The following is a 13,599-nucleotide window of genomic DNA, read 5'->3' on the forward strand; positions in this document are numbered from 1 at the left end:
GCAACGGACTGCCCTCGGGACTACGTGAAATGGAGCTGACGACGATGAAACGATCTTTTACCCTACCCGCTCTGCTGCTGACCACAGCGACAGCAAACACCTGCGCACAGTCAGCGGAATTCGCCAGCGCGGACTGCGTCACCGGCCTCAATGAAATTGGCCTGATCTCGGTCAATAATATTGCCGGCAGCCAGCAGGACGTCGAGCATGCCATCGCCGTAAAGGCCGATGAACAAGGCGCATCGTGGTATCGCATCGTACAGATGTACGAGGAGCAGCAGCCGGATAACTGGCGAGTCCAGGCCATTCTTTACGCCTGAGGCGCCTGACGTCCACGCCCCATCGCACGTAGCAGTAAATCCTCCAGCGTCGGCTCATCCAGCCGCATACCGCCGCGCGTGTCGAGCATCATGCGACACCAGGCCTCCGCCAGCGGCGGCGAGGCGTAGCGTAGCATCTGCGCACCGACGCCGAGCATATAAACCCGGCGGGCTATCTCTCTACCCTGCTCTTCCGCAGGCCGCCGTAGCAGCTGGTGCAACTGCCGCCACGTACGGTCGAAATGGCGATTCTGCCCCTTCACCTCTGCGCACTCCGCCGCCAGCAGCTCCAGCGCCGCCGGATGTTTACCGAGTACCCGCATCACGTCCAGACACATGATATTGCCTGAGCCTTCCCAGATACTATTGACCGGCATCTCACGATACAGGCGCGGCAGCTCGCTCTCTTCACAGTAGCCAATCCCGCCCAGCACCTCCATCGCCTCTGCGACGAACGGAATCCCGGATTTGCAGATGGCAAACTTCGCCGCCGGCGTAAATAAGCGTGCCCAGAGGACCTCTCTGGCGTCATCACGGCTATCCCACGCCCGCGCCAGACGGAATAGAAAGGCGGTCTGCCCTTCAAGGCGCAGCGCCATCTGGCCCAGCACCTGACGCATCATCGGCTGATCGACCAGATTCTTACCGAATGCCTGGCGCTGCAGCGCGTGATAGAGCGCCACCGAATAGGCCCGACGCATTAAGGCGTGGCTGCCGAGCGCGCAGTCGAAACGGGTGAGCCCGCCCATTTTGAGGATTTGCCGAACGCCATCGCCCTCTTCACCCACCAGCCAGCCGCAGGCTTCAACGAATTCGACTTCGCTGCTGGCATTCGAGCGGTTGCCGAGCTTATCTTTCAGCCGCTCCAGATGCAGCGCATTGCGCTGACCGTCGGGAAGCAGACGGGGCACGAAAAAGCAGGAGAGACCTTCCGGCGCCTGAGCGAGAACCAGGTGCGCATCGCTTTGCGGAACCGAGAAAAACCATTTGTGACCGACCAGATGATAAAAGCCTTCGGCAGTTTTTTCCGCCCGGGTGGTATTGATCAGGACATCAGATCCCCCCTGCTTTTCCGTCATCCCCATGCCAATTAGCACCCCACGTTTCTGAGCGCCCGGCGCCAGATGCGGATCGTAGCGGTCGCTCAGCAAGGGGGGCAGCCAGTCGCTAAAAGGTGTGGGTAGCGCCTGCTGTAACAGTGGCGTAGCCGCAAAGGTCATGGTGACCGGACACAGCGTCCCCGCTTCCACCTGCGCATGCAGCATAAAGCGGGCGGCGCGCGCGACAAAGGCGCCTGCGCGGGCTTCCTCCTGCCAGGCAAGGTTATGCACCCGGTTGGCACACAGCCCCTGCATCAACAAGTGCCAGGCAGGGTGAAACCGGACATCATCAAGCCGGCTACCGGTCGCATCGTAGCGCAGCAGCTCCGGCGGATTACTGTTCGCCAGTCTCCCCAGCTCCAGCGACTCCGCCGCCCCCAGCTGTTGGCCGATACTGGCCAGTAAATCACTGTCCCATCCGGCCCCTTCGCGCGTTACGGCTTCACGCAGCGCACTATCCGACAGAAATAAATTGCTGTTCATCAGCGGCGCAGGCTGATTGAACACGGTATGCGTTTGCCAGGCCATACTGTCTCCTTGCGTCATTGGCATTACTATTCAGTATGGCTACCCTCACCGGACATCGCCCGCGAGTCCGGTCACAAATAAACCATCTGCCCCTTCGTGAAGCCCATCACAGCCACAAGAATTTTAAATTTCATAATAGGAAATGTATGGAATAGTTTATTCATTTGTAACTTTTTTGCTCATATCAGGATGATTTATGCAGACCGTAACAACCACAATGGGCGCGCATAAACGCGCGCTGATCGCCGGCTCTATCGGCAACTTTATTGAATGGTACGAGTTCGCGGTATATGGCTTCCTGGCGACGGTTATCGCCCGCAACTTCTTTCAGCTTGCAGGGGAAGCGCCGCTGACCGGCCTGATTCTGACCTACGCGTCGTTCGCGATCGCTTTCTTCTTCCGCCCGTTAGGCGCCATTATTTTTGGTCGGATCGGCGATCGTATTGGCCGTAAGCCCACGCTGATTATCGTGCTGGTAATGATGACCCTGGCGACGACAGCCATTGGCCTGGTGCCGGTTTATGCCAGTATCGGGATTGCCGCACCGCTGATTCTGACGGGACTGCGCATTCTTCAGGGCCTGTTTGCCGGCGGTGAGTATGGCGGCGCGGTATCGCTGATGACCGAGTTCGCCCCACGCGGCAAACGCGGGCTGTATGGCGCCTGGCAATCCTTTACCGTGGCATTAGGGCTGCTGGCGGGGGCGGGCATCGTGGCGTTGATTTCAGTCGTTCTGAGCCCGGAGGAGCTGTACGCCTGGGGCTGGCGCCTGCCCTTCTTCCTCGCCATACCGATGGGTGGCGTGGCGCTCTGGCTACGGGTGAAGATGGAAGAGACGCCGGGCTTTCTCCGTCAGCAGAAGCAGCAACAACAGTATCCGCAGCCCACGGCGAACGTCGGCCAGACGCTGAAGGCCATTCTGACCGGCATTGGCCGCCTGATGGTCTGGTCCGCTGCGGGGTACACCTATCTGGTGATTATGCCCGCCTATCTGCAATCCTCGCTGCATACCGGTTTTAATCAGGCATTGCTGATTGCGGTGATCTCCAATATTGGTTTCGCCATGACGATTCTGCCCGCCGGGATACTTAGCGATAAATGGGGACGCCGCAACGTGATGGTGGTTGCCGCCGTGCTGCTGCTCATTCTGGCGCTCCCGCTGCTGAAAATTCTGCAGGCGGAATCCAGCACGCTGCTGGTAAAAGCGCTGGTCGTGTTGGTGGCCGGGGGATTAGTCGGCATGCTGGCGGGCCCAGGACCCGCGATGCTGTCAGAGATGTTCCCGACCAAAGTACGTTACACCGGGCTTGGGCTGGCGTATTCACTGTCGAACGCGATTTTCTCGGGATGCGCAGGGCTGATTATCACCGGTCTGATTAAGCAGACGGGGAACCTCGATATTCCGGCTTATTACGTGATGGCAACGGCGGTGGTGAGTATTTTCGCGCTGATGACGCTGAAGAAAAACGACCATTTGCGGTCGCTGGATGAGTGACAAAATTGCCCGGCGGCGCAAGCTTGCCGGGCCTACGGTTCTGGAGGCCGGGTAAGGCGCAGTCGCCACCCGGCAAACATATCAGCTACGCTGGCGCACCGCTTCAAACAGGCAAATCCCGGTCGCGACAGAAACGTTCAATGAAGAGACGCTGCCCGCCATCGGGATACTGATTAACTCATCGCAATGTTCACGGGTCAGACGACGCATCCCTTCCCCTTCCGCCCCCATGACCAGCGCCATCGGGCCGGTCATTTTGCTCTGGAACAGGGTATGGTCCGCTTCACCCGCGGTGCCGACGATCCAGACATTCTCTTCCTGCAGCAGGCGCATGGTGCGCGCGAGGTTGGTGACGCGGATCAGCGGGACATTTTCCGCCGCGCCGCAGGCCACTTTTTTCGCGGTCGCGTTCAGCTGGGCGGAACGGTCGCGCGGTACAATCACCGCGTGTACTCCGGCGGCATCGGCGCTACGCAGGCAGGCGCCGAGGTTGTGCGGATCGGTGACGCCATCGAGGATCAGCAGGAACGGCTGCTCAAGCGAGGCAAGCAGGTCCGGGAGATCGTTCTCCTGATACTGACGTCCCGGCTTCACCCGGGCAATAATCCCCTGATGCACGGCACCTTCGCTTTTCTCGTCAAGAAACTGACGGTTAGCCACCTGAATCACCACGCCCTGCGCTTCCAGCGCATGGATCAGCGGCAGCAGGCGTTTATCCTCGCGGCCTTTCAGAATATAAACTTCCTGAAAACGCTCTGGAGCGCGCTCGAGCAGGGCCTGCACCGCGTGGATGCCGTAAATCATTTCACTCATTAAAGGTACTCATCTGGGGCGGTATGCGCCGGGTTAATTGGGCCGTGAACCACTTCACTTGCGCCTATTATAACCGACATAGCGTTCAAATCGACTCTTGTCCGATTAAACTGCCCGCCGCCGGACGTCGCGTTTAACCTAAATGCCGTTTTGCCTCCTGGCGCACCCGGTGCAAAACGTGATGCTTAATCTCGCTGTAGCGCGGGTGTTCCGCCAGTGTTTCGATATCCCGTTCGCGGTCGAAGGGCAGGATAATCTCTTCGACAATTTTTCCCGGTTTCGCTGACATAATCAGAATGCGGTCGGCGAGAAACAGCGCCTCTTCGACATCGTGCGTCACGAACAGCAGCGTGGTGCCGGTCGAAAGCCAGGCCTCGCGCAGCAGCTCCTGCATCATCAGCCGGGTTTGCGCATCCAGCGCGCCGAATGGCTCATCCAGCAGCAGCACCTCCGGGCCGGGTAGCCAGGCGCGCGCCAGCGCCACGCGCTGTTTCATGCCGCCGGAGAGCTGCCAGGGGGCATGATGCTCAAACCCTTTCAGGCCCACGCGCCCCAGCCAGTCCAGCGCCCGCGCGTTGACCTCCTGTTTGCGGTATTTGCCCAGCCGCGGGCCAAAGGTGACGTTATCCAGCACCGACAGCCACGGGAACAGATTCGGCTGCTGGAAAATCATGCCGCGATCCGGCCCCGGCGCGCGTACCGGTTTGCCGCCCGCCGCCACACGCCCCCGGTCCGGTTGGGTAAACCCGGCCACCAGGTTGAGAATGGTAGATTTCCCGCAGCCCGAAGGGCCGAGCAGAACGACAAACTCCCCTTTATTCAGCGACAGGCTGATATCCTCAAGCACCGTGAACGGCTGCGGCCTGGCCGCAAAAGAGAGCGAGACATTTTCCAGCGTGATGGCGCTCATTATTCTTTCCCCGCCCAGGGCACAAACAGGCGCTGTAGCCCCAGCAACAATAAATCCAGCAGATAGCCAATGCCGCCCAGCAGCAGAATGCCAAGCATGACGATGTCGGTACGCAGATAGGAGCTGGCGTTAATCACCATCCAGCCCAGGCCCGAACTGGCCGCCACCATCTCCGCCGCAATCAGCGAGGTCCAGCCGATACCAATTGACAGCCTGACGGTGGTGAAGAGATCGGGGAGCGCATCCGGCAATACCACCCGCAGGAAAATTTGCTTACGCGAAGCGCCGAGGGTTTGCGCCACGCGAATGCGCGAGCGGCCAATCCGCTCGACGGCGGCAGAGGCTCCGACCACCACGCTTAAAAAGGTGGCGATAAATATCAGGAAGAATTTAGAGGCTTCGCCGATCCCCAGCCAGACCACGGCCAGCGGGATCAGGGCGATTTTAGGCAATGGACGCAGGAACTGCACAAACGGGTTTAACACGGCGGCGAGGCCATCCGACAGCCCCATCAGCAGCCCCAGCGGAATGCCGATGATAATTGCGACCGCAAAGGCGCTGAGGGCGCGCGCGAGGCTCACCGCGATATGCTCCCACAGCGGCACCTGACGATAGCCATCCGCCAGCAGCTCTTCGGTGGTGAGGCCGATATCCGTCAGGGAAGGCAGCAGCAGCGGGTCGACCCACTGCCGCGTCGCCGCCACCTGCCAGACGATAAAAAAAACCGCCACCGAGACGATGCTGATAGCGATATGTTGGCTCAATCTCATTGCGCGGCTACCGCCGCTTCGCGGATATAGCGTGAATCAATCGCAGCATCCCAGTTCGCCGGAATATCGCGTTTGCGGATTTCACCAATCCCCGCGAGGAAGCCGGAGGTTTTACTCAGCGCTTTGCCGATCCCGCTATCGGAGGTTTGCGTCCCGTTACCCAGCCATGCCGCCGTCCCTTGTTGGCTCAGCGTGGGGTATTCCAGGCCGCCAAGCGTATTCGCCGCGGTGGTCACCGGGGCACCAACTTCTTTCGCCACGATAGCCGCTGCGCGCTCCGGGTCTTGCTTAAATTCGTCAACCTTTTGCTGGTGAACGCGCAGGAAGGCGGTCACCACCTGGGGATATTGCTCGGCAAAGGCTTTACGCACCACGTAGTTGTTGTAAATCAGGTAGCCATCTTTTTGCAGATCTTTGGTGGCGAAGACCTGGTGTCCGCCGGAGGACTCCAGCTCCTGGGCAAACGGCGCCCAGACGTAGCCGGCATCGATATCGCCGCGCTTCCAGGCCGCGACCATATCGGCCGGACGCAGCGGCAGCAGGGTGATCTTACTGCGATCCAGTTTGTTGACCTCGATAGCGGCTTCCAGGGCGTACTGCGCCGTCGAGTTCGGTGGATAGGCCACGCGCTTGCCTTCGATATCTTTAAGGCTGCTGATGCCCTGTTTGCCAATCAGCCGCTCATAGCTGGCAATGACGCCGGAGACGCCAATAATCTCCACCGGCAGTTTTCTGACAATCCCCGCCGCTGCCGGGCTGGATCCAAAATTAGCAATATCGATCGCATTGCTGGCGAAATAATTTAACGCATCGGCGCCAGAGGCAAACTGCACCCACTTCACTTTACTGTTTAACGCTTTATCCAGAGAGCCGTCGGCCTTCGCCAACATTAATACCTGAGAGCCGCCGCTATAAGCCACCCGGACTTCGGCCGGGGTATCGGCAAAGCTGACATTGACCCATAAACTACCCGCTGCAAGGAATAAGCAGAGAATTTTTTTCATTATATTTACCCTTCGAAAGTTCGGAAATTTCACGCCCGGATAAAGAACCGGACTCAATCATATTCAGTGAGATTTTAACGGGCTTGCCATAATTGCGAACATCGCTCGGCCAGCGCCTGGGCCGGATCGAACGTCAGGTCATTAAACGGCGCCTTCACCGCCGCAAGCGCGACGGGAACCTCGGTGCAGGCCAGAATCAGCTTTTGCGCGCCGCGTGTGAACAGCGCGTTGGCCTAGCGCACCAGCAGCTCGCCCCCCTCTTCCAGCGCACCGCGTTTGACCGCGTAACAGCCGGGGACAAACCAACGGGCCAGCTCCTGCTCCGTCGGTTCAACCACCTCCACCCCCTGCGCCGCCAGCTGGCGCTGATACCAGCCCGCCTCCAGCGTGCCTTGCGTGGCGATAATCCCCACACGCTGGGGTTTATCCGCCTGCTGCGCCAGCGCGGCTATTGCCGCATCAACGATGTGCAGAATCGGGGCATCGCTCACCTGACTGAGGGCGTCATACCAGTGATGCGCCGTATTACAAGGGATGGCGATATGGCTGGCCCCGGCCTGATTGAGTTTTTCAATACCATGGATAAGCTGCGGCAACGGCGATGGCCCGCTTCCCGCCAGCGCCTTTTGTCGGTCCGCGATCTGCGGGACGTTCCACACCACCGAAGGGATCTGCTGCCGATCGTTCTGCGCCGGCGTGGCGTCCAGCAGGCGCCGCTGAAAGTCCAGGGTGGCGAGCGGCCCCATCCCTCCCAGCACACCAAGCAGAAACGGTTTAGTCATGGCGGGTCTGCGCCTCTAACAGCTGGCGGTAGCCGAACAGTCCGGCAGAGCCGCCGGTATGGATAAAGACCACGTTCTCATCCTGACGAAAGTGGCCCTGACGAATCAGATCGATAAGCCCGGCCATCCCTTTCGCGGAGTAGACCGGATCCAGCAGAATGCCCTCGTGGCGTGCCAGCAGCGTCAGCGCTTCCAGCGTTCCCGCGGTGGGCAGACCGTAGCCCTCGCCGACATAATCGCTATTAGCTACCACGGCGCTGCGCGGTAGCTCGCCCGCCACGCCCAGCAGGTTGAGCGTTCTCACCGCCAGATGCCAGACGTTCTCTTCCTGCTTCGCCTTCGGCGCACGCACGCTGATGCCCAGCACCGGAACGTGGCTGTTGGTCGCCGTAAAGCCCGCCACCAGCCCTGCCTGAGTACCGGTGCTGCCCGTGGCGTGAACCACGTGATCGATGCGCAGGCGTAGCTGAGATGACTGATACAACAGCTCTTCGGCGCAGGCGACATACCCCAGCGCGCCGATAGGGTTAGAGCCGCCGCCGGGGATGATATACGGTGTGTGTCCTTGTTCACGCAGCGTGGCGGCATACTCCTCCATCGCCTGCTGCATATCGCTGCCGCCCGGCAGATGAGCAACGATCTCCCCACCCAGCAGCTCATCCAGCAACACATTGCCGGAGCGTTGATAATCCTCGCCAAAATCCGTCACCCGCTGTTCCAGCAGCGCTTTAGCCTGCAGGCCAAGACGCGCCGCGCCGGCAATGGTCTGACGGACATGGTTAGACTGCGTGGCTCCCTGGGTAATCACCACGTCCGCGTTTTTCGCCAGCGCATCCGCCAGTAAAAATTCCAGCTTGCGGGTTTTATTTCCCCCGCTCGCCAGGCCGGTCGCATCATCGCGCTTTATCCATATTTTTGGCCCGCCTAATAATTTCGACAAATTATCCAGCGGCTCAAGCGGAGTCGGGAAATGACCAAGTGACACACGGGGAAAACGGGCCAGATGCATATAGATTCCTTGCACATAAAAAGGGGGTGATGCGAAAGTAAAATCCACTATACACAGTGAGAAAATATGGCTAATCAAAAAGAATAAATAACGATTGCTGAAAACAGACTAAGCAGGAAACAGGCGGGGAAAGGAACAATATCTATTCTGTTGTGGAATGACTTACGGCAAAAAAGAATAACCCCCTCCGGCTGGAAGGGGTTATATACCCGTCATACTTCGGGCTGTCAGGACGCTGGCGCCAGGCATTTCCCCGGCCACATTGTTATCGATGTGGCCGGAGCTTCCCGGCACCCCAAATGATTGAGGGGCCGGAGGCGCTTACTCAGCGACTTTTTTCTTCGCCGCGCGCTTCGCCTTCGTCGCCGCCGCTATTTTTTGCGTCTTGGCCGACGGTTTTTTCGCGCCCTTCTCTTTCTTCGCTTTCGCTGGTTTCGGTTTGCCCTTATCACCACGGAACGCGCTGTCTGGCTCGAAGTTCACCTGTTTGCCGGCCTGACGGCGACGGCCGGACGGTTTGCCGGCATTATTGCTGGCGCCGTTAGCCTTCTTCGTCTTCTCCCGGGCGGTCTTGCCGACGTTACGCGGTCCACGCTCGCTGGAGATCAGCGAGAAGTCGATTTTACGTTCGTCCATGTTGACCGCTTCCACGCGGACTTCCACGCGATCGCCCAGACGATAAGTCTGGCCGCCCGACTCACCGATCAGACGTTGCCCGACCTGGTCGAAACGATAGTAGTCGTTATCCAGCGAGGAGACGTGCACCAGACCATCGATAAACAGTTCATCGAGACGCACGAAGAAACCAAAGCCGGTCACGCTGGCAATCACACCTTTAAAGACGTTACCCACCTGATCCAGCATAAAGTCACACTTCAGCCAGTCGGAGACTTCGCGGGTAGCTTCGTCGGCACGACGTTCGGTCATCGAACAGTGTGCCCCCAGCTGCAGCATTTCATCCATGCTGTAGTGCCAGCCGCCGGTTTCGGTACTGTTGCCTTTATGGCCCTGCTCTTTCGCCAGCAGGTACTTAATCGCACGGTGCAGCGACAGGTCCGGGTAACGACGAATCGGCGAAGTGAAGTGCGCGTAAGATTGCAGCGCCAGACCAAAGTGGCCGCGGTTTTCCGGGTCGTATATCGCCTGCTTCATCGAACGCAGCAGCATCGTTTGCAGCATTTCATGATCCGGACGATCGGCAATCGAGATCAGCAGCTCAGCGTAATCACGCGGCTCTGGTTTATTGCCGCCAGGCAGCTCCAGCCCCAGCTCCGCCAGTACGGAACGGAATGCGGTAATCGCTTCGGTGCTCGGCTTATCGTGGATCCGGAACAGCGCCGGCTCCAGCGCCTTCTCAACGAAGCGTGCGGCGGAGATGTTCGCCAGAATCATGCATTCTTCGATCAGTTTGTGCGCATCGTTACGCTGCGTCTGCTCAATGCGCTCAATACGACGTTCAGCGTTAAAGATAAACTTCGCTTCTTCGCTCTCAAAGGAGATCCCGCCGCGTTCTTCACGGGCGCTATCCAGCACTTTATAAAGCGCATGCAGCTCTTCAATATGCTTCACCAGCGGCGCATAGTGCTCACGCAGCTCCTGGTCACCCTGCAGCATATGCCACACTTTGGTGTAGGTCAGACGCGCGTGTGAGCTCATCACCGCTTCATAGAACTTGTAGCCGGTCAGACGTCCCTTGGACGAAATGGTCATCTCGCAGACCATGCACAGGCGATCGACCTGCGGGTTCAGGGAACATAAGCCGTTGGAGAGGACTTCCGGCAGCATCGGTACGACCTGAGACGGGAAGTAGACCGAAGTACCGCGGCTGCGTGCTTCAGCGTCCAGCGGCGTACCAGGACGGACATAGTAGCTGACGTCGGCAATCGCCACCCACAGACGCCAGCCGCCGCCGCGTTTTTTCTCGCAGTAAACGGCGTCATCAAAGTCGCGGGCATCTTCACCATCGATAGTCACCAGCGGCAGGTCGCGCAAATCCACGCGGCCCGCTTTCGCCTCTTCCGGCACCTGCTCTTTCAGCACCGAAACCTGTTTCTCTACCGCCGGCGGCCAGGTGTAAGGGATTTCATGGGTGCGCAGCGCCATGTCAACCGCCATGCCGGTGCCCATATTGTCACCCAGCACTTCGACGATTTTACCGATCGCTTTAGTACGTCGGGTCGGGCGTTGGGTCAGCTCCACGACCACTACGAAGCCCATTCGCGCGCCCATCACCTCTTCCGGTGGGATCAGGATGTCAAAGCTCAGACGGCTGTCGTCCGGTACGACAAAGCCCACGCCGGCATCGGTGAAATAGCGGCCGACAATCTGGCTGGTTTTAGGCACCAGAATGCGCACGACGCGCGCTTCGCGGCGGCCTTTACGGTCCGCGCCCAGCGGCTGCGCGAGGATCTGATCGCCATGGATGCACATTTTCATCTGCTCGGAAGAGAGATAAAGGTCATCTTTACGCCCTTCGACCCGCAGGAAGCCATAGCCGTCGCGGTGGCCGATAACGGTGCCTTTGAGCAGGTCGAGACGCTCCGGCAATGCGTAGCACTGGCGGCGGGTAAAGACCAGCTGCCCGTCACGCTCCATGGCGCGCAGGCGGCGTCGCAGCCCCTCGAGTTGTTCTTCTCCTTCGATATTCAGTTCTGTCGCCAGCTCGTCGCGACTGGCCGGTTTTTCACGTTTTGCTAAATGATCGAGGATAAATTCCCGGCTTGGGATTGGATTCGCATACTTTTCAGCTTCGCGTTCCTGGAAAGGATCTTGTGACATGTCGGTTCCTCCGTTGTCATCTCTGATGAGAGTTTATGTCACTCCACCAGTAATAATTTATAAAGCGGTTGATTTTCTTCAACCAAATCAGCCAGCGTGTAGTTATCTAGTTCCTTGAGAAAACTTTGCGCCGCTTCAGCCAGCGCCTTTTTCAGGCGACAGGCGGGTGTAATATGGCAAAATTCGCTGCTGCAGTTGACCAGCGACAGCGGTTCCAGATCGCGGACGACATCGCCAACCCGAATGGTTTTCGCCGGCTTACCCAGGCGAATCCCCCCGTTCTTACCCCGCACGGCCATGACATAGCCAGCACGACTTAACTGATTGATTATTTTTACCATATGATTACGGGAAACGCCGTAAACCTCCGTCACTTCGGAGATACTCGTCATTCTTCCATCCGGCAACGAGGCCATATAAATCAGCGCCCGTAATCCGTAATCAGTGAAACTCGTTAACTGCACATCAACCTCAGGGTAAGGGGGAAAGCGGCATACACTCATCATTCAGGTCACTGCTGCGTTGTGCGATCGGACGCATCCTGAAAGCTTGTGTGTATTAATCCTCGGGTAAGACCGTATTGATACTGTATTGATGATAAACCAGCCAGCGCTCAGGCCGCTAATTTATTTGAAATGGGGCGGGTGAACAGCAAAAACAAGGGGCGCCTTAGCGGCGCCCCAGGAGATGATTATGCGTCAAACGGATCGCGCAGAATCATCGTCTCAGAACGGTCGGGACCGGTAGAGATGATATCAACCGGCACGCCGGTCAGCTCTTCAATGCGCGCGATATAGTTCAGCGCTGCCTGCGGCAGACCGCTGCGCGTTTTCACGCCGAAGGTGGTTTCAGACCAGCCCGGCATGGTTTCATAAATCGGCTCAATGCCTTCCCAGTTGTCAGCAGCCAGCGGAGTGGTCGTCACTTCGCGGCCGTCCGGCAGACGGTAGGCAACGCAGAGTTTCACTTCTTTCAGGCCGTCCAGAACATCCAGCTTAGTCAGGCAGAAGCCAGACAGGGAGTTGATCTGCACCGCGCGACGGATCGCAACGATATCCAGCCAGCCGGTACGACGACGACGGCCGGTAGTGGCGCCGAACTCGTTACCCTGCTTGCACAGGAACTCGCCGATATCATCAAACAGTTCAGTCGGGAACGGACCTGCACCGACGCGAGTCGAGTAGGCTTTGATGATTCCCAGAACGTAATCCACGTAACGCGGCCCCAAACCGGAACCGGTCGCCACGCCACCCGCGGTGGTGTTCGACGAGGTCACGTACGGATAGGTACCGTGGTCGATATCCAGCAGCGTCCCCTGCGCGCCTTCGAACATCACGAAGTCGCCGCGCTTACGCGCCTGGTCCAGCAGATCGGAAACATCAACAACCATCGCCGTCAGAATGTCGGCAATCGCCATGACATCATCCAGCACTTTCTGATAGTCAACCGCTTCTGCTTTATAGAAGTTCACCAGCTGGAAGTTGTGATATTCCATCACTTCTTTCAGTTTGACAGCGAAGGTTGCTTTATCAAACAGGTCACCAACGCGCAGACCGCGGCGTGCGACTTTATCTTCGTAAGCAGGGCCGATGCCGCGACCGGTGGTACCGATAGCTTTCGCACCACGTGCTTTTTCACGCGCAACGTCCAGCGCGACATGATAATCGAGGATAAGCGGACAGGCTTCGGACAGCAGCAGACGCTCACGAACAGGGATACCACGGTCTTCCAGACCTTTCATCTCTTTCATCAGCGCAGCCGGAGACAGCACAACACCGTTACCGATGATGCTGGTGACATTCTCGCGAAGAATACCTGATGGAATAAGATGGAGGACGGTTTTTTCACCGTTGATTACGAGAGTATGGCCTGCGTTGTGACCACCCTGGTAGCGCACAACATATTTAGCCCGTTCAGTCAGGAGATCGACGATCTTCCCTTTACCTTCGTCACCCCATTGGGTGCCCAGTACGACGACGTTGTTACCCATTTTTCAAAATCACCGTTTGCTTAAAAATGGATTCTACCATCGCTTTTTCAGAGTTACAGCACTTTTTGCAGGCAATTCCAGGCAAGTCTGACCACTTTTT

At 58.2% G+C, this 13,599-nt stretch carries 11 protein-coding genes and 1 pseudogene; 2 read left to right on the forward strand and 10 right to left on the reverse strand.

Annotation, left to right across the window (positions count from 1 at the left end):
* The first annotated feature begins 44 nt into the window (after window positions 1–44).
* A complete protein-coding gene (gene yjfN / locus Q1L34_RS23990; protein ID WP_004857081.1) occupies window positions 45–320 on the forward strand; it encodes a DUF1471 family protease activator YjfN in 276 nt (91 codons plus the stop codon).
* On the opposite strand, the gene Q1L34_RS23995 is transcribed toward yjfN, so the two are convergent.
* Complete coding sequence (locus Q1L34_RS23995; RefSeq protein WP_004857079.1) at window positions 311–1,948, reverse strand: isovaleryl-CoA dehydrogenase; 1,638 nt, start codon at window positions 1,946–1,948, stop codon at window positions 311–313. The genes yjfN and Q1L34_RS23995 overlap by 10 nt on opposite strands.
* Window positions 1,949–2,144: 196 nt before the next feature.
* On the opposite strand from Q1L34_RS23995, the gene Q1L34_RS24000 reads away from it, so the two are divergent.
* The gene (locus Q1L34_RS24000) at window positions 2,145–3,443 is read left to right on the forward strand and encodes an MFS transporter (RefSeq protein ID WP_004857076.1); all 1,299 of its coding nucleotides are present in this window, start codon (window positions 2,145–2,147) and stop codon (window positions 3,441–3,443) included.
* A gap of 81 nt (window positions 3,444–3,524) precedes the next feature.
* On the opposite strand, the gene rlmB is transcribed toward Q1L34_RS24000, so the two are convergent.
* The 9 genes and pseudogenes from rlmB to Q1L34_RS24045 all read right to left on the reverse strand — a co-directional run bounded on the left by rlmB (window position 3,525) and on the right by Q1L34_RS24045 (window position 13,499).
* Complete coding sequence (rlmB, locus tag Q1L34_RS24005) at window positions 3,525–4,256, reverse strand: 23S rRNA (guanosine(2251)-2'-O)-methyltransferase RlmB (RefSeq protein ID WP_004857074.1); 732 nt, start codon at window positions 4,254–4,256, stop codon at window positions 3,525–3,527.
* A 133-nt stretch (window positions 4,257–4,389) separates the two neighbouring features.
* A complete protein-coding gene (locus Q1L34_RS24010; protein WP_004857070.1) occupies window positions 4,390–5,166 on the reverse strand; it encodes an ABC transporter ATP-binding protein in 777 nt (258 codons plus the stop codon).
* On the reverse strand, window positions 5,166–5,936 hold the full coding sequence (locus Q1L34_RS24015) for an ABC transporter permease (protein WP_004857068.1): 771 nt from the start codon (window positions 5,934–5,936) through the stop codon (window positions 5,166–5,168). Before Q1L34_RS24015 ends, Q1L34_RS24010 begins: the two co-directional genes overlap by 1 nt.
* Window positions 5,933–6,940: a taurine ABC transporter substrate-binding protein gene (locus Q1L34_RS24020; protein ID WP_077266794.1), complete on the reverse strand. Its 1,008-nt coding sequence runs from the start codon at window positions 6,938–6,940 to the stop codon at window positions 5,933–5,935. The genes Q1L34_RS24015 and Q1L34_RS24020 overlap by 4 nt, the downstream gene beginning before the upstream one ends.
* 74 nt (window positions 6,941–7,014) lie before the next feature.
* A pseudogene (gene cuyB, locus Q1L34_RS24025) lies at window positions 7,015–7,722 on the reverse strand (cysteate racemase).
* Window positions 7,715–8,731, reverse strand: a complete 1,017-nt coding sequence (cuyA, locus tag Q1L34_RS24030; protein WP_004857057.1) for a D-cysteate sulfo-lyase — start codon at window positions 8,729–8,731, stop codon at window positions 7,715–7,717. Before cuyA ends, cuyB begins: the two are co-directional and overlap by 8 nt.
* A gap of 321 nt (window positions 8,732–9,052) precedes the next feature.
* The gene (gene rnr / locus Q1L34_RS24035) at window positions 9,053–11,509 is read right to left on the reverse strand and encodes a ribonuclease R (protein ID WP_004857054.1); all 2,457 of its coding nucleotides are present in this window, start codon (window positions 11,507–11,509) and stop codon (window positions 9,053–9,055) included.
* 38 nt (window positions 11,510–11,547) lie between these two features.
* Window positions 11,548–11,973, reverse strand: coding sequence for a nitric oxide-sensing transcriptional repressor NsrR (gene nsrR, locus Q1L34_RS24040; RefSeq protein ID WP_004857051.1), 426 nt, complete (start codon window positions 11,971–11,973; stop codon window positions 11,548–11,550).
* Between the two features lie 227 nt (window positions 11,974–12,200).
* Window positions 12,201–13,499, reverse strand: a complete 1,299-nt coding sequence (locus Q1L34_RS24045) for an adenylosuccinate synthase (RefSeq protein ID WP_004857049.1) — start codon at window positions 13,497–13,499, stop codon at window positions 12,201–12,203.
* Between the last annotated feature and the right edge of the window lie 100 nt (window positions 13,500–13,599).

Source organism: Klebsiella ornithinolytica (genome assembly GCF_030505655.1).
Lineage (GTDB): Bacteria > Pseudomonadota > Gammaproteobacteria > Enterobacterales > Enterobacteriaceae > Klebsiella > Klebsiella ornithinolytica.